At 62.4% G+C, this 20,755-nt stretch carries 21 protein-coding genes and 1 pseudogene; 12 read left to right on the top strand and 10 right to left on the bottom strand.

Annotation, left to right across the window (positions count from 1 at the left end):
- Nucleotides 1–11: 11 nt before the first annotated feature.
- Nucleotides 12–1,220 (bottom strand): GTP-binding protein, encoded by a 1,209-nt coding sequence (locus tag MUN73_RS22090; protein ID WP_250142678.1) that lies wholly within the window; start codon nucleotides 1,218–1,220, stop codon nucleotides 12–14.
- A gap of 102 nt (nucleotides 1,221–1,322) precedes the next feature.
- Here MUN73_RS22090 and MUN73_RS22085 point away from each other — a divergent pair, with 102 nt between their 5' ends.
- Nucleotides 1,323–1,733 (top strand): CopG family ribbon-helix-helix protein, encoded by a 411-nt coding sequence (locus MUN73_RS22085; protein WP_250142677.1) that lies wholly within the window; start codon nucleotides 1,323–1,325, stop codon nucleotides 1,731–1,733.
- A 248-nt stretch (nucleotides 1,734–1,981) separates the two neighbouring features.
- On the opposite strand, the gene MUN73_RS22080 is transcribed toward MUN73_RS22085, so the two are convergent.
- Nucleotides 1,982–3,250 (bottom strand): FAD/NAD(P)-binding protein, encoded by a 1,269-nt coding sequence (locus MUN73_RS22080; RefSeq protein ID WP_250142676.1) that lies wholly within the window; start codon nucleotides 3,248–3,250, stop codon nucleotides 1,982–1,984.
- A gap of 104 nt (nucleotides 3,251–3,354) precedes the next feature.
- Here MUN73_RS22080 and MUN73_RS22075 point away from each other — a divergent pair, with 104 nt between their 5' ends.
- Genes MUN73_RS22075 through MUN73_RS22065 form a run of 4 tightly spaced genes read left to right on the top strand, consistent with a single transcriptional unit; the run spans nucleotide 3,355 to nucleotide 5,337 of the window.
- Nucleotides 3,355–4,629, top strand: coding sequence for a GTP-binding protein (locus MUN73_RS22075; protein ID WP_250142675.1), 1,275 nt, complete (start codon nucleotides 3,355–3,357; stop codon nucleotides 4,627–4,629).
- A gap of 23 nt (nucleotides 4,630–4,652) precedes the next feature.
- A complete protein-coding gene (locus MUN73_RS22875; protein WP_425492746.1) occupies nucleotides 4,653–4,838 on the top strand; it encodes a DUF7511 domain-containing protein in 186 nt (61 codons plus the stop codon).
- A gap of 11 nt (nucleotides 4,839–4,849) precedes the next feature.
- Nucleotides 4,850–5,143 (top strand): hypothetical protein, encoded by a 294-nt coding sequence (locus MUN73_RS22070; RefSeq protein ID WP_250142674.1) that lies wholly within the window; start codon nucleotides 4,850–4,852, stop codon nucleotides 5,141–5,143.
- Complete coding sequence (locus tag MUN73_RS22065) at nucleotides 5,140–5,337, top strand: 30S ribosomal protein S14 (RefSeq protein WP_250142673.1); 198 nt, start codon at nucleotides 5,140–5,142, stop codon at nucleotides 5,335–5,337. Before MUN73_RS22070 ends, MUN73_RS22065 begins: the two co-directional genes overlap by 4 nt.
- A gap of 449 nt (nucleotides 5,338–5,786) precedes the next feature.
- On the opposite strand, the gene MUN73_RS22060 is transcribed toward MUN73_RS22065, so the two are convergent.
- Both MUN73_RS22060 and MUN73_RS22055 read right to left on the bottom strand, forming a co-directional pair.
- Nucleotides 5,787–6,113, bottom strand: a complete 327-nt coding sequence (locus MUN73_RS22060) for a hypothetical protein (protein ID WP_250142672.1) — start codon at nucleotides 6,111–6,113, stop codon at nucleotides 5,787–5,789.
- 106 nt (nucleotides 6,114–6,219) lie between these two features.
- Nucleotides 6,220–6,714 (bottom strand): hypothetical protein, encoded by a 495-nt coding sequence (locus tag MUN73_RS22055; protein WP_250142671.1) that lies wholly within the window; start codon nucleotides 6,712–6,714, stop codon nucleotides 6,220–6,222.
- Between the two features lie 142 nt (nucleotides 6,715–6,856).
- Between MUN73_RS22055 and MUN73_RS22050 the strand changes: the two genes are divergently transcribed.
- Nucleotides 6,857–9,304, top strand: coding sequence for a heavy metal translocating P-type ATPase (locus tag MUN73_RS22050; RefSeq protein WP_250142670.1), 2,448 nt, complete (start codon nucleotides 6,857–6,859; stop codon nucleotides 9,302–9,304).
- 18 nt (nucleotides 9,305–9,322) lie between these two features.
- On the opposite strand, the gene MUN73_RS22045 is transcribed toward MUN73_RS22050, so the two are convergent.
- From MUN73_RS22045 to MUN73_RS22035, 3 genes are all read right to left on the bottom strand, one after another.
- Complete coding sequence (locus MUN73_RS22045) at nucleotides 9,323–10,006, bottom strand: hypothetical protein (protein ID WP_250142669.1); 684 nt, start codon at nucleotides 10,004–10,006, stop codon at nucleotides 9,323–9,325.
- A 70-nt stretch (nucleotides 10,007–10,076) separates the two neighbouring features.
- Nucleotides 10,077–11,807 carry a cytochrome c oxidase subunit I gene (locus MUN73_RS22040; RefSeq protein ID WP_250142668.1) on the bottom strand — a complete coding sequence of 577 codons (1,731 nt, stop codon included), beginning with the start codon at nucleotides 11,805–11,807 and terminating at the stop codon, nucleotides 10,077–10,079.
- Entirely contained in the window at nucleotides 11,808–12,353 is a 546-nt protein-coding gene (locus MUN73_RS22035) for a cupredoxin domain-containing protein (RefSeq protein WP_250142667.1), read from the bottom strand.
- A 668-nt stretch (nucleotides 12,354–13,021) separates the two neighbouring features.
- Here MUN73_RS22035 and MUN73_RS22030 point away from each other — a divergent pair.
- On the top strand, nucleotides 13,022–13,993 hold the full coding sequence (locus MUN73_RS22030) for a S49 family peptidase (RefSeq protein ID WP_250142666.1): 972 nt from the start codon (nucleotides 13,022–13,024) through the stop codon (nucleotides 13,991–13,993).
- The gene (locus MUN73_RS22025) at nucleotides 13,990–14,988 is read left to right on the top strand and encodes a hypothetical protein (RefSeq protein ID WP_250142665.1); all 999 of its coding nucleotides are present in this window, start codon (nucleotides 13,990–13,992) and stop codon (nucleotides 14,986–14,988) included. The genes MUN73_RS22030 and MUN73_RS22025 overlap by 4 nt, the downstream gene beginning before the upstream one ends.
- 13 nt (nucleotides 14,989–15,001) lie before the next feature.
- Here MUN73_RS22025 and MUN73_RS22020 read toward each other — a convergent pair whose 3' ends face one another.
- Nucleotides 15,002–16,270 (bottom strand): tyrosine-type recombinase/integrase, encoded by a 1,269-nt coding sequence (locus tag MUN73_RS22020; RefSeq protein WP_250142664.1) that lies wholly within the window; start codon nucleotides 16,268–16,270, stop codon nucleotides 15,002–15,004.
- A gap of 518 nt (nucleotides 16,271–16,788) precedes the next feature.
- On the opposite strand from MUN73_RS22020, the gene MUN73_RS22015 reads away from it, so the two are divergent.
- Together MUN73_RS22015 and MUN73_RS22010 are read left to right on the top strand one after the other, a co-directional pair.
- On the top strand, nucleotides 16,789–17,463 hold the full coding sequence (locus MUN73_RS22015) for a helix-turn-helix domain-containing protein (protein ID WP_250142663.1): 675 nt from the start codon (nucleotides 16,789–16,791) through the stop codon (nucleotides 17,461–17,463).
- A gap of 90 nt (nucleotides 17,464–17,553) precedes the next feature.
- Complete coding sequence (locus MUN73_RS22010; protein ID WP_250142662.1) at nucleotides 17,554–17,913, top strand: DUF7344 domain-containing protein; 360 nt, start codon at nucleotides 17,554–17,556, stop codon at nucleotides 17,911–17,913.
- A gap of 592 nt (nucleotides 17,914–18,505) precedes the next feature.
- On the opposite strand, the gene MUN73_RS22005 is transcribed toward MUN73_RS22010, so the two are convergent.
- Both MUN73_RS22005 and MUN73_RS22000 read right to left on the bottom strand, forming a co-directional pair.
- Nucleotides 18,506–18,646 (bottom strand): carotenoid oxygenase family protein, encoded by a 141-nt coding sequence (locus tag MUN73_RS22005; protein ID WP_250142661.1) that lies wholly within the window; start codon nucleotides 18,644–18,646, stop codon nucleotides 18,506–18,508.
- 111 nt (nucleotides 18,647–18,757) lie between these two features.
- Nucleotides 18,758–18,953 (bottom strand): annotated as a pseudogene (locus MUN73_RS22000) (carotenoid oxygenase family protein); the annotation flags it as partial.
- A gap of 420 nt (nucleotides 18,954–19,373) precedes the next feature.
- Between MUN73_RS22000 and MUN73_RS21995 the strand changes: the two are divergent.
- Both MUN73_RS21995 and MUN73_RS21990 read left to right on the top strand, forming a co-directional pair.
- Nucleotides 19,374–20,489, top strand: coding sequence for a tyrosine-type recombinase/integrase (locus tag MUN73_RS21995; protein WP_250142660.1), 1,116 nt, complete (start codon nucleotides 19,374–19,376; stop codon nucleotides 20,487–20,489).
- Between the two features lie 119 nt (nucleotides 20,490–20,608).
- The gene (locus MUN73_RS21990; protein WP_250142659.1) at nucleotides 20,609–20,746 is read left to right on the top strand and encodes a hypothetical protein; all 138 of its coding nucleotides are present in this window, start codon (nucleotides 20,609–20,611) and stop codon (nucleotides 20,744–20,746) included.
- The last annotated feature ends 9 nt before the right edge of the window (nucleotides 20,747–20,755 follow it).

Below are 20,755 nucleotides of genomic sequence, written 5' to 3'. Positions count from 1 at the left end.
TTCGATCCCTCTCAGTCGTCCGCGAGTGCGAGTTCCCGTTGCTCGTCGACCCCGAACGGGTCGGGGTACGTACCCCAGTCCTCGTCCATCTCGGTATCGCTGAGCAGACAGTCCTCGAGCCACGCTTTCATTTCGTCTGCCTCGAAGTCACGGCCGATGAAGACGAGTTCGACGCTGCGGTCACCCCACTGGTCGTCCCAGTCGTCTTCGAGGCCGGGCATCGCCTGGAAGTAGCGTTGTCGTTGTTGCTCCGGGAGGGTCGTGATCCATTGACCCTGGGGGCCGGCTCGTACCGACTGACCCGCCTTGTCGAGGCCCATCGCGACGTCTTCGCGACCGGCCGACCAGAAAAAGCCCTTCGCGCGAATGATCGCCGACGGGAGGTTCCGGAGGAGGTTCGCGAATCGCTCCGGATGGAACGGGCGATCTGCCCGGAAGACGAACGATTCGACGCCGTGTTCCGCGGTGGCAGCGTCGTGATGGTGACCGTCCTGGAGTTCGTGTTTCCAGCCGGCTGAGTTCTGCGCCTCCTCGAAATCGAACCGCCCCGTGTCGAGGATTTCATCCGGCTCGACGCGCCCGAATTCGGTGCGGACGAGCTCCGCACGCGGCTGGAGCGTCTTCAACACGGCTTCGATTTCGTCGAGTTCCGAGTCGGGGACGAGATCACACTTGTTGAGCAGGAGGACGTCACAGAACTCGATCTGGTCGAGTAGCACTTCTTCGGGGATGCGATCGGTCCCGCCGGCCGCTTCGTCGCTCGTGAGCGCCGTCCCGGAATCGAATCCCTCGAACATCGCGTGGGCGTCGACGACCGATACCATCGTGTCGAGGTGATAGTCGTCGGTCGGATCGTACTCGGAATCTTCGAAGCCGAGTGCGAACGTTTGTGCGACCGGGATCGGCTCGGAAATGCCGGACGACTCGACGAGGAGGTAGTCGAACTCGCGGTTTTCGACCAGCGCACCCACGGCGTCGAGCATATCGCCGCGGAGCCGACAGCAGATACAGCCGTTGGACATCTCGATGATCTCTTCGTTGGCCTGTGAGAGCTCCGACTGTCGTTCGACGTGTTCGACGTCGACGTTGACTTCGCCCATGTCGTTGACGAGGACGGCGACCTCGTGACCGTGATCTTCGGTCAGGACGTGGTTGAGTGTGGTCGTCTTGCCGGCACCGAGCGCACCCGAGAGCACGGTTACTGGGATGGTATCGCTCATCGAGACGTACTTATGAACCCAACACACTAAATTGTTAGTTATTACGGCACCAGCCCCAATATCATAATAACTCCTTTTTCGTTGGAACCCCATCCGTGACACATGACGGTCATCAGCGTCTCGATGCCGGACTCACTGATAACCGAACTCGATACGTTCATCGAGGAACACGGATACAGCGGACGGAGTGAAGCGATCAGAGAAGGTGTGCGAGGACTGCTACGAGAGTTCGACCAGCAGACGCTCGAGGGTCAGCACGTAATCTGCGTCATCACGACCACGTTCGATCACGACTCCGGAGCAGAAGCGGAACTCTCGGAACTTCGCCACGCCAACCAGGACCTCGTCACGTCGAACGTTCACAGTCACGCCGGGAACTCCTGTCTCGATCTGTTCGTCGTCGAAGGAACCGTCGACGACATCGGTTCGTACGTCGCTTGCCTGCGTGCCATCGACGGTGTCGGAACCGTCGAGCATTCGATTCTCTCGGCCGATCAGTCGAAAGTGGCGTAGTCGATTCAGTCGGTCCCGTATCTTCCTCGATTACTCGCGCCTCCTCCAGGACAACCGTCGGGGTCCTCGCTACTGTGGGTTCGAGCGCCGTCACACAGCAGACCCCTGGTCCGTTCACTCGGAACGTGATCGGGGCCGGCCGGTCGGATAATCCGATTGTCGGGTATTTCAAATCCAAACTCGACGCCGAGAAGTGAGACGCCCAGCTGCGAACGGAGCCGAACCCGTTCATTGCCACCCCTGCCGGATCAATCGGACACTTCCGTTCCGTGCACCGATTCGCTCGCACTGCCAGCTCCGGAGCGGCGACGACGCCGTGCAATGGCGGGCGCAATCCGATCGCCGGCCCGCCTGGCTCCCGGAACGTTGGGCGCGTACGGACCGACCGTCCCGAGGGCAAGCGCCCCGGAGACGTACAGCGGAACGGATCGTCCGTCGTCGCGCTGCCAGGCGAGCGTGTCGTCGTCGAGAACGGGCGTTCCCCGATATCCCCGGGCCAGTTCGAGTTCGTCGGCGATTCGATCGACGAACGGGTGCTCGAACACCGGTTCGAATCCGGTCGCGAGGACGACGCGATCGCCGAGCAACTGCAACCCGTGGTCCAGGGAGAGCCGAACCGATTCGTCGTCGTCCGACGCCGAGTCGACGGTCCCCTCTGTGAGCACGAGCACGCCGTCGTCGGTTCGGTCCTCGAACTCGTCGTACAGATACGGCGGCACCGTCGCGGTGTGTCGGGCGTCCGAAACCACCTCGAACCGGTCGCTCGAACCCGGCGGGTGGACGTGGAGGGTCCGTTCGATGTGCGACCAGTTGATCCACGGCGGATCCGCCTCGGAGACCTCCCACTCGATCGGGTGACGGGAGAGCAGGGCCACCGACTGCGTCTCGCTCAACTCACACGCGAGTTGCGCGGCCGTGATCCCGCCGCCGACGACGACAGTTCGATCGACCGATGCGTCGGGATCGAATCCCTCCCAGACGTGTTCGACGCCGTCGAGATCGGCCGCCCAGTCGGGCCAGTGGTACCGACCGCCGTGGCCGATCGCCAGGACGCAGTGGTCGGTATCGATCGGTCCCGCGGTCGTCTCGAGCCGAAGCCCCGTCGCGTCGGGGTGTTCGTAAATCCCGTCGACGACGGCTCGATAGTGCAGCGAGCCGAGATCCTTCCGTTCGATTACGTATTCCGAGTAGTCCAGAAAGAGATCGAGAGAGGGCCGGTCGGGATAGTCGACCGTCGGAACGAGTTCGTCCTCCCGATCGTTCGCTTCGGCGTAACTCTCGAGACCGAACGGTTCGGTTCCGACGTGGTGAACGAACGTCGATCGCAGTGCCTCCATGCCGCAGGCGCTCGCCTTCTGGCGAAACGATGCCAACAATCGGTCGTGGGGATCGACGATGCAAACGTCGGACCTGTCGATCGGAGTGTCGTCGAGGAGACGTTGGGCGAGGTACGTGCCGTGGATTCCGCCCCCGACGATGGTACAGCCGAATTTCCGGGTTGAGTTGCGTGTCGTCATACGGGATCGGTCGCGTCAGTGTCCGAAGACACTCCCCGAACGATAATAAGATCTTTGAACAAGATAATAACTTATATTGCTATTGGAAGAGATATTACTAACACATGGGAGAGCAAACGATCCCCGTAACGGTCCTCTCCGGGACGCTCGGCGCCGGCAAGACGACCACACTCAATCACGTGTTGCGCGAGAGCGACGACCGGGATCTCGCCGTGCTCGTCAACGACATGGGCGAGGTGAACGTCGATGCTGACCTCGTCGCCGAATCCTCGGACATCGCCGACGAGGACGAAGAGCTGGTCGAGCTCTCGAACGGCTGTATCTGCTGTGAACTGCGCGGCGACCTGCTCGACGCGATCGGCGGACTCACCCGCGATCAGGAGTTCGACGCCATCGTCGTCGAGTCGACGGGCGTCGCCGAACCACTGCCCGTTGCACAGACGCTGACGCTCGGGTTCGATCAGTCGGATCTCGATCCCACCGAGTTCTACGAGGAGACGGGCATCGAACCGCTCGAGAACTGTCACCTCGATACGACGGTGACGGTCGTCGACGCCCACCAGTTCGACGAGGCGATGCAGTCGGACGAGATCCTCGACGACGACGGGACGAAGAAACACCTCGGCGACCTGCTCGTCGAACAGGTGGAGTTCTGTGACGTCCTCCTGTTGAACAAGTGCGACCTCGTTGACGATGCGACGCTCGACGAGATCGAAGCGACGCTCGAGATGTTGCAGCCCCGGGCGGAGATCGTCCGGACGACTCACGGCCGAGTCGACGTCGACGAGATCATCGATACTGACCGGTTCGACTTCGAGGAAGCGAGCCGATCGGCCGGCTGGATGCAGGAACTCCAGGAACCGCACCAATCGGCCGAAGAAGAACACGGCGTGACCTCGTTCGTCTTCGAGGCGCGACGTCCCTTCCACCCCGAACGGTTCGCCGAACTACTCGACGCGTTCCCGGAGCCCGTCGTCCGATCGAAAGGCCACTTCTGGCTCGCCGGCCGCGAGGAGATGGCGCTCATGGTGAACGTCGCTGGACAGTCGATTCGGGTCGCACCCGCCGGGAACTGGATCGCGACCCTCCCGCCCGAGGAACGCGAGGACCAGTTCGAAGCGTACCCCGAACTCGAGGAGACCTGGGACGACGAGTGGGGTGACCGCGGAACGAAACTGGTCGTCATCGGGACCGAGATGGACCACGAGTCGATCCGTGAACGCCTCGAACTCTGTCTGCTCACCGACGAGGAGATGGATGCCGACTGGGACGCGTTCGACGATCGGTTCCCGACGTTCGAGCCACCCGAAGAAACCGACGAAGACGTGACAGAGGATCCCGAACACGATGGCCAGGAAGAGATCGGCATCGCAGATTGACTCACGAGCGCTCGAACGACCACGTGACCGAAACGGGATCACCACCGGCCGTCGAGCATCCAGCGCCGGAGTGTCTCGCGATCGTCGAATCCACGGATTCGGAGCCGGATCTGTGTACGATCTACTCGATTGCCCCCGAAGACTCACTGGTGACGGCGTGGATCTCGGCCCGAGAAGGATCGTATTGCACACTCGAGGACGCACGATAATCCACTGAACGATGTCTACGACATTTCAAACGGCAGTCAAGAAGAACGTTTCGCGAACGCAACGCTACGACGCGATCGACGCACTCGTCCGGGAATGCGAGACGACGAATCTCGCAATTCTCGTCCGAATGGGCGGCCTCCGCGGCGAGTTCCGTCGGCACGCTCTCAGCGAACTCGCCGACTGTAACGCCACGACGGTTCTCGAGGAACTCGCCGACTGTAACGCCACGACGGTTCTCGAGGAACTCGCCGAGGACACGGCGATCGACCCGTCGTTGAGACGGAGAGCGGAGGCGCTGGCATGACCGACAGCGGGACGACCAACGCCACGAGCGAATCAAACGCCGGAACCGACCTAACGGGTGGGCGTACCGGGAACCAGCGCGTCTGCAGAGACACTGGCCGCGAACAGGGCTTGATCGGCAAGTACGATATCTGGCTGTGTCGGCAGTCGTTTCGAGAGATGGCCCGCGATATGGGCTTTCGAAAGTACGACTGACCGTTAGACGGCGACGTTTCGTCGGGAGCACAACGGAGTCTGGTCGTGGATTCTCCGCCGATCAGACTTCCGTAGACCGATCGTCAAACGAAACTACGTACCGTACTATAGGCCGGGTTGATTCGAAGACCGGGTTTGGGTCGGCGGGTCGGGTTCCGTCACAGACGCAGATACGGCCGACCTCACGGCGGAACACGTTCCAATAGTAGCCACTGAAAGTCAGTGCACACCCGATCGCACAGCCGTCGTGCGATCGGGTGTGTGAACAGTTCTAGTCGTTACTATAGTTTCGACTTTGAAGCTACGGAGTGCATTCGCATCTGTGGTTCCGCTATGACGGGGGAATAGACGATCGAGCGCGTCGGGATCGACGGATTCGTATCGAGCGGGAGGGCCATCGGATCAACGCCGGCCGCCTCTACCGGCAGGCGAGCGTCGTTGAACCTCGTTCACTTCTTCGAGCCCGACTGGTATTCCTTACAACCGCCACGAAAGCGACTGCACTCTGGACTTCGCTCGTCGACGCAAAGATCCAGGTCTCGGTATTCCTCCGCGAGTACGTCGTCGAGGATGTCGACCTCTCGATCGCCGTAGTCGCTACTCGCGATGAAATACGGGACGAGGTATTGTTCGGCGATCCGTCGCCCGCAGAGCCCCTGTTGCTTGAACCGCAATACCTCTTCTCGAATCTCTTCACGGGTCGGTTCGGTACCTAACTCCGTCTCCACGACGCGCCCCTGTGACAGTCCCGTGACGATGCGGCCGGGTTCGATCATTGCGTGCTTGGAAGCACGCCGAGGATCGTATAAAGAGTTGTCCGCGGTCCGATGCTACGTGCGGGGACGTACTGGCGGCCAGTCATCCCTGCTGCCGTTCGACGAGTTACTCGACGTCGACGATGTAGAGCACTGTGAGGAAAACAAGCAGTACGAGTTCTGCCGCCTTGCTGACCATCGCGATGGTATCGGCCTCGAGGTGGGCGATTATCGACTCGACGAGTCCTACATTCTCGTGGGGGTGTGGTTCGATGTGTGGCCAGAACGCGCCGTGATCGAGGACGGTGTGCCAGGCGACGTACCCGAGTAGATACGTACCGATCAGTCCGATGCCGATCAGATAGACTGGCCGTTTCGCAACACCCTTGAAACCGCAGACGATGCCAGCAAAGATCGCCAGTCCAGACAGGACGAACAGCGGTGGTCGCGGGTCGTACAGCGTCCCGAACTCGACGTAGCGGAGGAGTTGTTCATACCCGTACTCCGGGTGCAAGATGTGGAGCCAGGCGACGAGGACCGCGAGCGCACCGGCACCTATCCGAAGCAATCGTGTCCGTCGCGGGTCGAAAGCCTCGGAGACTCCGGCTGTATCGCCGACCATAGTGACGGATACCGGCACACATCCTAAACCGATTCGGATCCCAACTGGTACGTGACGTCGAAGCCGTAGCCGTCGACGATCGCCTCAGGCTGTGGTACTGCGGCGCAAGGCTTTCGACTGTCGACGATGAACGGCCACCCTGATGAGTTCCTGCGACCTCTGTGACCTCCCCACGCCCGACCCGCCCGTGCGGGGCGACGACGACGGGGCCTTCTGCTGTCGGGGCTGTCGCGAGGTCGCCGCGAGACTCGACGAGATCGACCGATCGGCCGGAGCCGCTACCGGGTCGCTCGACGAGGACACGCGACAGCGTGAACGCCCGGACGGCGCGGTCGAGACGTATCTCGCCGTGGACGGCATGCACTGTACGACTTGCGAGGCGTTTCTCGGGCTGCACGCCGACGACGTCGACGGGATTTACGCGGTGGACGCCAACTACGCGATGGGGATGGCTCGGGTCGTCTCCGACCCGGAGCGGGTATCCGAGACCGCCCTCCCGGAGCTCCTGTCGGGGCACGGCTACACGGTCCGGTTTCGTGACGACGCCGGCGGGCCTGGGGTCGACGATACTGCCAGGGAGCGCCAGCGCGACACCGTCCAGCGACTGATCGTCGGCGGATTCTTCACGATGCTCGTGATGCCGTGGTACTTCTTCTTCCTCTATCCCAGCTACCTCGGTATGGACACGGGCCTGATTGCGGTCGACACGACGACCCCCCTCACACTCTACCTCCCGATGGTGTTCATCGGCCTGTTCACGTCGGCCGTACTCTTCTATACCGGCTTTCCCGTACTCAGGGGTGCCTGGGTAAGCATCGAGACGCGACAGCCGAACATGGACCTGCTCGTGTCGGTCGCGGCGCTGTCGGCGTACGCGTACAGTACGGTCGCACTCGCGACCGGCAGCACGCACCTGTACTACGACGTCAGCGTCGCGGTGATCATGGTCGTCACGGTCGGCCGATACTACGAGGATCGGATTCGACGACGCGCGACGGACGCCATCTCGACGCTCACGACCGCCCGCGTTAGCGACGCCACGCGACTCACCGCCGACGGCAGAGAGACCGTCCCCGTCGATTCGGTTGAGCCGGGTGATCGACTCGTCGTCGCGCCCGGAGGACGCGTTCCCGTGGACGGCACCGTCGTCGAGGGGGTAGCGGACGTCGACGAGTCCGTCTTGACCGGCGAGTCGCTGCCGGTGACCAAAGCACCCGGTGACGAGGTGGTCGGCGGATCGGTCGTCGCCGACGACGCCCTCGTCGTCGAGGTCGGCCCCGAGGCGGAGAGCACCGTCGACCGTATCGCGTCGGCACTGTGGGAGATCCAGAGCCAGTCGCCGGCCGCCCAGCGACTGGCGGACGCGCTCGCCACGATTTTCGTCCCGCTGGTACTCGTCCTCGGGACGACCGTCGCGCTCTGGCAACTCCTGACCGGCGGCACCGTCGCTGCCGCCTTGCTCGCCGGCCTGACGATCCTGGTCGTCTCGTGTCCGTGTGCAATGGGACTGGCGACGCCGCTCGCGATTTCCGCCGGTTTACGTGACGCACTCGAGCGGGGCGTCGTCGTCACGAACGAGTCGGTCTTCGAGACCGCACCTGCCGCCGACGTCGTCGTCTTCGACAAAACCGGGACGCTGACGGCCGGCGAGATGCGCGTGACCGACGTCACTGGGTCGAGCGAGTGCTTGCGGCTTGCGGCGGCAGTCGAGCGGTTCGCCAGTCACCCCGTCGCGGATGCGATAGTGGACGCGACTATCCCGGGTTCGGAAGGCGAATCGGAGCTGACACCTGACGGCGGCGTTTCGGACGGAGCGTCCGGCTCTCCGGATGACACCGCTGCTGTACGTGAACTGCCCGACGCGCGAGAGTTCAGCCGGCATCCCGGCGAGGGTGTTTCGGCGATCGTCGGGTCGCGCCGGATCGTGGTCGGGACGCCGGGCCTCGTGGAGCGAGAAGTGGGGGCGATCCCCGAGGAACTCGCCGCTCGCATCGCCGAGGTCGATCGCCGGGGCGAGTTACCGGTCGTCGTCGGGTGGGACGGCCAGGCCCGCGGCGTCGTCACGATAGCGGATCGAGAACGAGCCGAGTGGGAGTCCGCGGTCGACGCGTTCGAAGACTGTGAGGTCGCCGTGCTCACCGGGGACGACGGGGCGAGCGCGGAACGGTTTCGCGATCATCAGGCCGTCGATCGCGTGTTCGCGGGCGTCCCACCGGACGGCAAGGTGGAGACGGTCCGCCGCCTCGCCGCGACCGGAACGACGGTGATGGTCGGCGACGGCACGAACGACGCGCCGGCGCTGGCGGCGGCGGACCTGGGGATCGCGATGGGTGACGGGACCGCTCGCGCCGCCGACGCTGCCGACGTCGTGGTTACCGACAGCGATCTCACGGCGGTTGACGACGTCTTCGCCCTCGCGACGGGGACGCGGCGGCGGATTCGCGAGAACATCTGCTGGGCGTTTCTCTACAACGCAGTCGCGATCCCACTCGCCGTCGGTGGCCTCATCAATCCCTTCTTCGCTGCGCTGGCGATGGCCGCCAGCAGTATCATCGTGGTCTCCAACTCGCGACGGACCGTGATCCGGTGAGACCCTCGGGCCGCGTCGTCAGAACGTTCTGACCTGACGACGGAGCAACTCTCCGGACTCGTCCCGATACTCCACGACGAGTTCGTTCCCCGTTCTGGTTTCCTGGAGTTCGTCCGTGTGCACCTCGAACGCGAACGGGGGCTCGTCGACAGTTGCGACGACCTCTCCGCCGGAGGTGGCGACGACGTGGTCGATTCCCTGGGCTCCGTCGACGTGACAGGAGACGACGTCGTCGTCTACGTCACAGACGAGAGTGCCACGCACGTCGTCCTGCTCTCCGTCCCCGAGGCCCGGATCGAACTCGAACATCATGATACCCGGTGTGAACGTTCCGAAAACGAGTACGAGCGTGAAGAAGATCGAGAGGTTGATCTTGCCCGCGTGTCGGTTCACCGCCCGCACGGTCGGGTGTTCGGCGGTCCGTCGGAGCCGTATCGAGACGGGAACGACGACGAAGTGCGTGAACGGTCCCCAGAAGAGCAACAGGAAGCCGTACGCCATCACGTAAGTGAGGAACCCCCACTCCGGCCGGACGGACAACAGGACGGTGCCGCTCATCCAGGCGAAGAAGCCGAAAAAGACCAACGCACCGCTCTTCAGCCATCTCCAGATTGGGGTGTTGGCGTAGTACACGCTCAACAGGTCGCGCCACAGTCGACCGAGATACCATCGAAGCGACCTCGAAGTGCGTTGATCTGACATCTTGGGTGTATTACGTAGATGGCATGAAACCGGTAGTCTGACGGTGTCGAATGGTGGACAGAGTGGAGAGTCAAGCGCCGATGGACCACAACTGGACGAGGAGGAACCAGTTGATGACGTAGAGGGCGACGAACGTCGCCATGAAGATCAGGCACATGGCGAAGGTACCGCGCATGTCGACGGCGTGGACCGACTCGCCACCGTCCGGTTTCAGTCCGCCGTCGGGACGCAAGCCGGCGTCCTCGCCCGTGTCGAGGCGGGCACCGAACAGCAGCGACCCGAGCGTCACGAGGATGAACAGGGCACCGGCGAGTATCGCCAGGACGGCGAACACGCCGAAGAGGGACATGAGTGGTGCGGCCGCGGAGATGCTGAAGTCGGCTCCGGGGATGTTCCGGACGACGCTCGAGGTCCGTCGCGGCACGCCGTAGAGGATGCCGAGGTAGATCATGACCAGCGTCGCGATGCCCATCGCGCCGGCGTAGAAGTACGGTACGAGGGACGCGAGCACACCGGAGACGAAGTCCCGGCGGAACATGGTCTGAACGACGAAGAAGACCAGCCCCATGAAGGCGAGCGTCGTCCCCACTGCGACGGTGGCGTGGAAGTGCCCGACCGTCGCGAAGGTGTTGTGCCAGGTCATGTTGAGCTGGAGTTGGCCCATCAAGACGCCGGTGATACCGCCGACGAACCCGAACAGGATGATGCTGAAGATCGTCGCAGAGAAGACTGGATTCCGCCAGGGAGCGGAGGTGAGCCAGCCGAACAGGCCGCCGCCGAGGCCCCGCTGGCGACGGCCAGCCTCCAGCCCCGCCGGGATTGCGAAGGCGTGTATCATGCTCGCGAACGCCGCACCGTAGAACGCGTACGACGTGTTGAAGAGCTTCCAGCCGACGCCGAGCGCCGGGTCCGCCATCAGGTGGTGGGCCGCTCCGAGGTTGATGAAGAACAGGTAGAGAATGAACGCGGATCGCGAGACCTTTTCGCTGACGACCACCGCACCGCCGACGACGTGCGTCAGGAAGTACCACACCGTGATCATCGCCAGCAGGTTGATCTGCTGTGATCCGTGACCGATCGTCCAGAAGAGCGTCCGATAGGCGCCGCTGTTGATCGTCTCGATGATACCGAGTTTCCAGACGAGGGCGTAACTGAAGGCGGAGATGCCGCCGAGGATGGCCTGGACGGCAATGATGCCCGTGACGAACGCACCGAAGGCCGCGAGCGGGAGCGTCTTCCTCGTCCCCCAGCGCTTCTCCTTCCAGATCGTGGCGAAGAACGGCACTGCGGCAACGGTCGCTCCGAGCAGGAAGACGACGGCGCTGGCGTAGAATCCCGTCGGGACGTTCAGGGGGACGTAGGCCGTGAGCAGCGGTTCCACCTCGGCTCCGGACACCGTCCAGATGAAGTAGTTGACGCCGATGGCACCGGCGACCATGAGGAGCCAGCCGGCTTTCGCGACCGTCGTCAGCGGCAGTCGTCGACCGAGCACCATCGGGCCGCCGACGTAGAGGATGGCGATCTCCATGAACACCAGCCAGAAGATGAGGAGGTTCCAGGCGTGCATACTGAGGTGGCGGTAGTAGTCGGCCTCGTCCATCAACCCGATAACCTCCCAGCGAGTCATCGCGACGGAGATAGCGAAGAATCCACCGACGACGAGCGCGATGACGGCCGTCAGTCCGAAGAGTTTGACGTGATTCTCGGCCGAGCGATGGATCTCGAGCCCGGTCACCGAGCAGGTCCGGAACCCTTCGTCGTCGTAGTCGTTGTCGAACAGCTGTGAGACAGTCGATACCATTTACGGTTCCTCCACGTAGAGCGTGCCGTGCATGCTGTAGTGACCCTGGCCACAGTACTCGTTGCAGATGACGTGGTACGTCCCCGGATCATCGAAGGTCATCGGAACGACCCACTCGGTGTCCGGGAGGATCTGGAGGTTGATCTGCTGGCTCAGGTTGTCTTCCGGACGGATCGAGAAGCCGTGCTGGACGTCGTAGGCGCCCATGTGGATATCGTACTCCCGGCCCGCTTCGAGGACCACCGGGAGGCCGTCCCAGTTGAACCGCACGCCGCCGATGTAGACCGAGTCTCCCGGCGGGATGAGGTGTCCCTCCTCGTTCTCTTCGGCTTCTTCCTTGTACTCCTGGACCGTCTCCTGGTACTCGTCTGGATCGACCGCGTACGTCTCGCCGACGGGGTTCTGGTCGCCGAAGCGGGTGAAGCCGCTCATCCAGCCGAAGATGCCCAGTGACCACACCCCCGCGATGCCGAGCCAGGCGGCCTCACGCCGATTGACCGGTTCGTCCCACCAGTTGCCCTCGGGTTCATCGAATGGTCCCGCCATGGGTCACCCCGCAGGCACCGACAGGACATCTACCAGTCCCCATCCCACATATGTGATGAAGAAAAAGATGATGCCAGCCACTGCCAATAGCCATATTCGGTTGTATAGCCGTTGCATGACTGGTATATCCTCGGAGTCTTGCTTGCTCATACCGTGAGATTCAGTGTCAATGGCGGGCTGTTTAAAACTTTTCTCTGCACACAATCCCTTATTTATATATCATATTCGTCCGCCCGATCGCGCCACTCTAAGCGTGAGCTATTTAATCTCGTTCTTAATTGCTGTAACTTCGACGTAGTAGCTGGCTAGTGGTTTGTAGAGATCCACATCCAGAAGTTGTGGCAGGTCCGGAGTCGATTTGTATATAGCAAAATATAATTTATAACATAGTCGTCCGGAACGGAGACGGAAGTCGGTTCGTGACGATCGAGGTCACGGGAACGCTTTCGTCGTGTCACGGATCCGTAATTCAAGCACTGACATCCTAGAGAGTTCGGCGGACCAATGGAACGGACCGCTTCGAATCGCATAGAGGCCGGATGTTTCCGGCACGAACCTGATCGATAAATACTGTAGCCATATAGTGGTACCGATCCCGTGGATGCGTTTTCTGAGGGAGAAAACACGGGTACGGGACTATTATCACGAGAGAATGAGTTACGATTGACATGACGTTATGGCCAATCGATAAAATTCCACGCCGACAGCAACTCGCCGTCGTGGCGCTCGTTGCCGTCATCGTGGGTGCACTCGTGGCACCACAGGTGTACGGACAGACGAGCGACGACGATGGAACGGTCGCCGTTATCGAAGTCAATGGGATCATTCACTCGGGAACGTCACAGTTCGTCGAGGACGAACTCAGGGAAGCGCGCCACAACGACTCGATCGAGGCCGTCGTCCTCGACGTCGATAGCGGCGGTGGCTCACCGGGTTCGAGCGAACGGATGTATACAGCCGTCGAGCGGACCGCCCAGGAGATGCCGGTCATCGCGGCGGTCGACTCGATCGGTGCCTCGGGCGCGTACTACACGATGCTAACGGCCGACGACATCTACGTCGCGCCGACCGCACAGGTCGGGAGCGTCGGCGTCGCCGGTCCCGCTCCGATGCCCAGCGGGCCGAACGAGGGCAACAGCGCCCCCGACAAGGGAACGTTCCACCCCGACGACGACCGCGCCCAGACCGAGACGATACAGGAGGTCTTCCTCGAGAGCGTGATGGAAAACCGCGGTGACGAACTCGAACTGGATCGCGAGGAGGTCGCTCACGCTCGCACGTACACCGGCGTCGAAGCCGTCGAGAACGGCTACGCCGACGAGATCGGAACGGTCGACGACGCGATCTACGAGGTCGCCGATCGGGCCGGACTGGACTCCTTCGAGATCAGTACCCACCGACCCGACGGCGAGTCGATGCCGCCGCTGTTCCAGGCGACTACCGACGGTGACGTCGTCGTCACGGCGGCCGAAACCGAACTCAGTCCGTACCAGCCGCTGCTAGTCACGCAGGAGCTGTGGTACGATCTGTTCGGAACCCAGTTCGAGACCCACGCCGGGGCCGAACGCTCGGGAACCGGGTCGGACGGGCACGAGCCGTCGAACTCGTCTGCAGACCACACCGGAGGTGAGGCGCCATGAGTTCCGTCAAAATCCTGTTCGGAACGTTCGTCCTCGTGTTCGCGCTCACCGTCGGGACCCTCACCGGTGGTGCCATGATCCTCGACGACGGGACGCCCACGTCGGACGTCGACCACGACCACATCGACAGCTCGCTCATCGCCGACCAGACCGAGGACGGTGGCGAGATCACGATGGAGAGCGACGAGCCGGAGAATACGATCGTGATCCACACTGGCTCCGCGTCAGCGGCGGGGATCGGAGTCGGCCAGCCGTTGCCCATTCGAGACCAGCCCGCCGGTCCGCAGCTGTCCGTCGGGTCGATGGATGGTCCGGAACGCGGCGTCGGCCCACTGGCATCTGCCCTGGTCGCGAACGGCCACGAGGTCGTCTACTACCAGGACGAGCGCCAGGACGGCCCGCTCGCCGACAAACTCGACGAGGCCGACGCGTTCGTCGCGCTCGGCACTGCGAGCCTGTCCGTCGACGAACGGGACGCGATTACCGAGTTCGCGGACGCCGGCGGTCGGACCGTAATCGCTGCCGATCCCGGAAGCTCGGACGACATCGACGAGATCGCGTCGAGTCAGGGGCTGTACACGGAGGCCGGCTACGTCTACAACCTCGTAGAGAACGACAACAACTATCTCGGCGTCTTCACCGGCCCGTCGGGCGTGGATCCGCTGACGGATGGCGTCGAGGAGGCCGTCCTCCGCGGTGCATCCCCGGTCGGCACGAGCCAGGGAACGACAGTGCTCGAGACCACCGACGGGACGCGACACTCGACGACCCGGGAAGCGGGCACCTACGGAGTCGCCGCGGTCAACGATAACGTCGCCATGATCGGCGACTCGAGCTTCATGGCGCCCGAGAACGCTCACCGCGCCGACAACGACGTGCTCGTCGGCAACGTCGCCGACTTCCTGGTGACGGGCGAGCAACCGTCCGTCGATCTCGGCGGCGGTGACGAGATGGCACCCGGCGGGGAATTCCAGTCCCCCGAAACTGGGCCGTAGCTCGACCGGCGATTCACGCTTCGAACGGCTCTGCGAGCCGATCGTGCATGAGTTTTCGCCGCCGTTTTCGTGCGTCCCCCTCGCCGAGATAGTTTTCGACGACCACGCTGGCGTCGTCGCTGCCCTGTTCGTCCGCGATCGCCTCGACGCGTTCGGCGAGCGTCTCGACGGCGTCGGCGTAGGTCCGGTACCAGAACCGGCGCCCGTACTGCGGCGTCGGCGTCTCGCCACGCACGCAGATATCTGCCCGCTCTGCCAGTCGTTTGAAGCGAGCGGTGATCGTATCCGGCGTGACGTGGCCGCTCGAAGCGGCCGAACTCGGGAACAGGTAGCCGTTCCAGTCCTCGCGATCGGCCAGTTGTAACACCCGATCGGCCAGCGTCTCGAGGCCGTAGTGTACCGACACGCGTCCGGGGCCGTTCTTTCGCTCGTCGCCGAATACGATCCGTGGGTCGTCGGCGTCGACGTCTATCCGGCCGTCCGACGACGGTTCGAACTGGTCGATCGAGAGGGCGGCGATCTCGCCCCGGCGCAGGCCCCACGCACACGCGGCGACGACGAGCAGGCGCTCGGCCGGTGACTCGCAGGCCTCGACGAGCGAACGGACGTGCGCCGCTTCGAGTGCCGGCGGGTCGCGATCGTCCTCGTCGGGCGTCGCGCCCTTCCAGCGCGTTTCGTGGGGCGCGCCGCGGGAGGGGTTGAACTCGGCGTCGCGATCGCCGGCCAGCCACTCGTAGAATAGTCGGACGTCGGTCAGGTGCTTGTGTTTCGACTCGGCGCTGTCGAGTTCCTGGTCGAACGTATCGAAGACGGCTCGCACGCGCTGTTTTTCGCCCCGCGGGGTCACGGCGTCCTCACGGACGCGAGTCACGATATCGGCCGGCCCGAAGCGATCGGCGTAGGTGCGGACGTAGCGGGCCAGTCGCGATCGCTTCGAATCGATCGTGCTCTCGGCGAGTCCCTTCCGCGGAAGATTTGTGTCGAGGTATAACTCGAGTTCGTGGATGGTGGTTTCGTCGTCGATCCCCCACGGGTACGCGCCGTCAGAATCGGATTCCGGGTAGCCGACCGTCGTGAGGAACTGGCCGAGCGTGAGCTCGTGGTGTTCACGCAGTGCGTAGGCGATCCCCGAGTAGCCGGCGTCGACGAGTTCCTCGTAGGTCGGGCGGCGATCGAGTGCGAGGCCGTCTCGCGCGAGGTCGGGTTCGATGTGGGCGTTCCAGATCGCCTGGAGTTCGGCGAGCGACTTGCGCGACCAGTTGATCGTGTCCTGTTGGCTCATGTACTCGTCCGATCGAGAAGGTCGTTCGCTTCGATCCGGGCACGTTCTGCGATCGTCATGGTCGTCCATTTCGGTAGTCGTGACAGTCTCATAAAACTACTGCTAACTCAGTTGTCTGCATGAGACAACTGAAATAAGCAATCCAGCAGTGGTATGGATTCAAAATCGATGAATCGTATGCGGCTATACAGAATTGGGGTTCGTTCTCCTAGAAACGATCGGTCCGAAAACTATTGACAGACACGTTCTAAACGTCCTCCACGAAATCGAGAGGCCAGAAAAGTTCGACGCCGAACTCGTCACTGATCCACTACAGTGCGGACATCCTGCTCCTGGATGACAGCTACAACCGACCGCACTGACAGAATCCGGGTGAATTCAGTGCGCGAATGTGGTACGAGATACAGGTCGATGACAAGGTGTGAGGGTCGGTCAGTACAGGTGATGGACTTGCCACTCTATCTGGATAGCACAGGCGCTTCGACTGCGACTTATACGTCTGACCTCCAATTGGAGGTATGAGCATTATTGCCGAGTTTTCCGTCAAATCGGATGATCTCGCATTGAATCATGCACTCACAGCGGCCCCACAGATGGTCGACGAGATCGAGCAAGTCGTGGCAACGATGGAAGATCGACTTATGCCGTATTTCTGGGTGAGTGGTGGTAATCACGCGAAGTTTGAAGAGGCGTTTCAGGACGATGAATCCGTGAAAAACATTGTTCGGATTGATGAAATAGAAAAGGCGAAATTGTACCGTGGCGAGTGGACTGAAAACGTCGAGACCATCATCTATGCATACGTCGAACTCGGGGCAACGATCCTACAAGCGATCGGGAAAGCGGAAGAGTGGGAACTACGGATGCGATTCGACAGTCAGGACGCCCTCTCGGAGTTTCAAGAGTACTGTAGTGAAAATGGTATTTCTTACGAACTCAATTCGATCCAAGAACAGGAACAGCCGATGGCGAGCGCCCAGTACGATCTCACACCGAAGCAACGCGAGACGCTGGTCACTGCGCTCGAAGCAGGCTACTATGAGGTCCCACGAGCGGTGACAATGCGTGAACTGGCGGATCAAATGGGGGTGGCCCAGCAGACACTCTCGAATCGATTTCGCGCTGCACACAACAATCTCATTACGAGTACGTTGACGATCAGCCATCCAAATGAAGACGAGGATGAGGAATGATTCTCCAGTTGTGGAATGTCTGGACTCCACCACCCGAATTAGTACTATACAGCACGTCTCCTCTTACGCAAAGAGGCGTTTTCTTCTTTCGTGGTTGGGCATACTACTGAGTTCGACACGGTTCTCGAACTGTGTAAGGAGCAACACCGTCGCATCATCCTCGCAACGCTCGCGCACGAGAAGCGGTCGTTAACGGTAAGCGATCTCACGGAGACGATCCTCAAACACAATCATCACGCGCCTCTTGCAGAGGTTTCCGAAGAAGAATCAAAGCAGATTCGGCTGGCGCTGCACCACTTGCATCTCCCGAAGTTAGCGGACCAATCGCTCGTCAGCTACGAACAGGAACCGCAACTGGTGGAACTAACTCCCCAGTTCGATCAGTTACAGCCTCAGCTTTCGGCCATCATCAAAGCTGATCCCGATCTTGATGCACCAATTTCACTGTGAGATCGGTCAGAATCGCTATTTGGACACCGTAGGGCTTTGATTAGGTTCTCTCAGCGTCTCTCCTCTACCGTGCCATGGGCCGCGGTGGTTCCCGCTCGCGGTCCTCGGGTTCGGTGCGTTCTGGGTCGGCGTTATCCGGGAAACGTGACGCCGCGGCACGGCATATTCGCTCTTCTCACGTTCTTCGCTGGTGGTCTCGCCGCCGTCCGCTCATCTCGGGTCGTTTCCGGACCGTTCTCTTCCTCTGCGGACTCTTTGGCGCACTCTCTCTGCTCGTCCTCGTCAGTGCCTTCTTTTTCGGCTCGGTCATCCGTGTCCCCATCCACTCGAGTTCCTCGGAGGAGGTGGAATCGAACGACGGGTCGTCTATCCGCTTGGCATCTGGTTACCCGCCTTCGGGGGCTACTGGCAGATTCTACTGATGGGACGGTCACGATTGCTACCTATCGTAGCCACTGACCCGATGTACACGCTGATCGCAAAGCCGTCCTGCAACCAGGTGTACAGTGACTTTCAGTGGCGACGATAGCGGACGTACGGGGACGCCGTTCTCTGCTGAAGCCATCGAGATACCGATCTGTCGAACGGACCGCTACACGTCTCGAAAGAACCGACCGTGGAACCCGAACGGTTCCGGATGCGGGAAGAACGCTCTCGCCTGCAGTGTGAGAGTCTTTGTGTCGAAGATCAGGACCATCGTCTGCTCGCGATCGACGTCGAGCGCCGTCGCCATCACGACGCCATCGTCCTCGCTCGTCGCCTCGGGACGTCGAATCGGGATCGGTTAAGCGATTGGAGTATCGCAGTTCGCCGCGGTCGAAGGCGTACCGCCGGAGCATCGCCAGCCCGTCGAACCAGTGGTTGACTCGGCGACTTCCAACCTCGAATCGACCGGGGCCGTTCCGTACGAGCGTCCCCGAGAGCCAGTTCGGAATGGTGCCGTCGATCGTCGGTCGGTGATCGTGGACCTCCGAGGTGAGTGAGCGAAAGCCGGGCCCGTACGATGCTGTCACGACGACGCATGCGCGCGAACCGTCCATCAAAACAGCGCAGGCCAATTCCGGCCGAGGCGGGTCAAGCCAATTCGATGTCGAAGAAGATTATCGTGGGGGTGAACTGCGCCGGGGGTCAAGCCCGTGCCACTCGGTCTGTTCAGCCTGTAGAGTGGCGGTGTTCGATCTTGCTTCGAGCCGTCGTGCGATCGAATGTGCATCGCCCGGCAGTAGCGACTGTCGTTCCGGAGGCGGATCGTTCGTATCCGTGTCGTCCGGACGCGTGTTCCGCCGGTACGCAAAAACACAGCTTTAGGGTCGTGGAACGGTTGCGTCCACATAGATGATCCACGGGGTCGATTCCGCCGGCCCGTCGTCTCGTTCGGAGCGCCGCGGGCACCTGCGTGCCGTCGATCGGTCCCCGTCGAGTCGGGGTCGGTGGTCAGGAGCTATCGGGGTGATCGGCCGGTGAACGCCGTCGCCGTCGTGGACGCGATCGATGCGTACCTCCAGCGGAAGGCCGTCGGCGACCCGGACGGGTCGGGAGCCGGAACGTACGCGACGAACGCCGAGTCGATCCTGCGCCGCTGGGCGGAGTGGCTCGCGGTCGAGTACGGCGTCACGTCGCTGTTCGAACTGGAGTCGGCTCACATGCGCGCCTACGCGGCCGAACTGAACGATCGGACGTCGCAGGGGAAGTACACGGCGTCGACCGCCGGGACGTACTACGCGGTCGTCCGGGCGTTCCTCTCGTGGTGTGTCCGCGGGGGCATCTTGGAGGAGAACCCGGCCGCGACGCCCCACGCCGAATCGGCACTACCGTCGGGGGACGATCGATCCGAAACGGAATCCTGGACGGCCGAGCAACGTCGTTCACTGGAACGGTACGTCCGCGACCGGGCGCTCGAGTCGTCGGGTGTGGAGTCGACGGAGCGTCGCTCCCGTCTGCGCGAGTACGCGATGGTCGCGATGCTCGCCCACTCGGGCGTGCGGGGATCGGAACTGTTCCGGATGCCGGAGGACGACCGCCGAACGGGCGCGACCTGGGACGACGTCGACTTCTACACCGGGACGATCAGGGTGCTGGGGAAGTCCCAGCGACTCGAGGACGTACCGCTACCCGCCCCGGCTAGGACCCCGCTTCGCAAGTACCGGGTCGTTCTCGATCCACCCGCGAACGACTGGCCGCTGTTCCCGACGCGCCACGCCCCGTCGATCGCGCGTCGGGTCCGCGACGTCCTCGCTGAACGCGGCCACGACGGGACGGAGATCGACGCCCTGCTTTCGGCGTCGACGGCACGGGAACTCGCCCGCGACAGATCGATCGCGCCGCCGACGATCACGACGGAGGGTGCGCGATCGGTCCTCAAGCGCCTCTGCCGGGAGGCTGACGTCGACGTCGACGGCGATTACCTGACGCCCAGTGGCGTCCGGGCCGATCCCGGTGACGATCGATACCGACGGGAGGCGACCTCGTCGAAACCGGCGCTTCGTGCGTCCGTCGACGAGCAGTCGATCGCCGTGCCCGAAGATCAGCCGTCGCTGCTCGACGACGAAAAGACGCGGGACGAGACGACCGACTGAGTCGGTTGCGCGGGCCGACGGTGGCACAGCGGACGATCGCAGTGGGATCGCGATTTTTTGAGTCGACCGTCCGGCAACCCTGAAAAAGGAGTATGTCACTCCGTACCGTAGAGTGATCCATGAACGCCGACTGTGAACACTGCGGCTGGCACGGGTCCGCGAACGAACTCAACTGGATGCTCGTCGACGACGACGCCGTGGGAGCGAAACGCGTCTGTCCGGCGTGTCGGACCGACAGCATCGTCATCCTCGCGTAGGTAGCGGGG

The organism is Halosolutus amylolyticus (assembly GCF_023566055.1).
Classification (GTDB): domain Archaea; phylum Halobacteriota; class Halobacteria; order Halobacteriales; family Natrialbaceae; genus Halosolutus; species Halosolutus amylolyticus.
The sequence above is the reverse complement of the archived record's forward strand: the minus strand, read 5'-3'. Positions and strand labels throughout refer to the sequence as shown.

Excerpts from the sequence above, each read along its gene's own strand:
- MUN73_RS22090 (WP_250142678.1), bottom strand. The coding sequence starts at position 1,220 with ATGAGCGATACCATCCCAGTAACCGTGCTCTCGGGTGCGCTCGGTGCC.
- MUN73_RS22035 (WP_250142667.1), bottom strand. The coding sequence starts at position 12,353 with ATGGCGGGACCATTCGATGAACCCGAGGGCAACTGGTGGGACGAACCG.
- MUN73_RS22030 (WP_250142666.1), top strand. The coding sequence starts at position 13,022 with ATGACGTTATGGCCAATCGATAAAATTCCACGCCGACAGCAACTCGCC.
- MUN73_RS22040 (WP_250142668.1), bottom strand. The coding sequence starts at position 11,807 with ATGGTATCGACTGTCTCACAGCTGTTCGACAACGACTACGACGACGAA.
- MUN73_RS22020 (WP_250142664.1), bottom strand. The coding sequence starts at position 16,270 with ATGAGCCAACAGGACACGATCAACTGGTCGCGCAAGTCGCTCGCCGAA.
- MUN73_RS22055 (WP_250142671.1), bottom strand. The coding sequence starts at position 6,714 with ATGGTCGGCGATACAGCCGGAGTCTCCGAGGCTTTCGACCCGCGACGG.
- MUN73_RS22045 (WP_250142669.1), bottom strand. The coding sequence starts at position 10,006 with ATGTCAGATCAACGCACTTCGAGGTCGCTTCGATGGTATCTCGGTCGA.
- MUN73_RS22025 (WP_250142665.1), top strand. The coding sequence starts at position 13,990 with ATGAGTTCCGTCAAAATCCTGTTCGGAACGTTCGTCCTCGTGTTCGCG.
- MUN73_RS22005 (WP_250142661.1), bottom strand. The coding sequence starts at position 18,646 with ATGGCGACGGCGCTCGACGTCGATCGCGAGCAGACGATGGTCCTGATC.
- MUN73_RS22050 (WP_250142670.1), top strand. The coding sequence starts at position 6,857 with ATGAGTTCCTGCGACCTCTGTGACCTCCCCACGCCCGACCCGCCCGTG.
- MUN73_RS22015 (WP_250142663.1), top strand. The coding sequence starts at position 16,789 with ATGAGCATTATTGCCGAGTTTTCCGTCAAATCGGATGATCTCGCATTG.
- MUN73_RS22080 (WP_250142676.1), bottom strand. The coding sequence starts at position 3,250 with ATGACGACACGCAACTCAACCCGGAAATTCGGCTGTACCATCGTCGGG.
- MUN73_RS21990 (WP_250142659.1), top strand. The coding sequence starts at position 20,609 with ATGAACGCCGACTGTGAACACTGCGGCTGGCACGGGTCCGCGAACGAA.
- MUN73_RS22085 (WP_250142677.1), top strand. The coding sequence starts at position 1,323 with ATGACGGTCATCAGCGTCTCGATGCCGGACTCACTGATAACCGAACTC.
- MUN73_RS22065 (WP_250142673.1), top strand. The coding sequence starts at position 5,140 with ATGACCGACAGCGGGACGACCAACGCCACGAGCGAATCAAACGCCGGA.
- MUN73_RS22070 (WP_250142674.1), top strand. The coding sequence starts at position 4,850 with ATGTCTACGACATTTCAAACGGCAGTCAAGAAGAACGTTTCGCGAACG.
- MUN73_RS22060 (WP_250142672.1), bottom strand. The coding sequence starts at position 6,113 with ATGATCGAACCCGGCCGCATCGTCACGGGACTGTCACAGGGGCGCGTC.
- MUN73_RS22075 (WP_250142675.1), top strand. The coding sequence starts at position 3,355 with ATGGGAGAGCAAACGATCCCCGTAACGGTCCTCTCCGGGACGCTCGGC.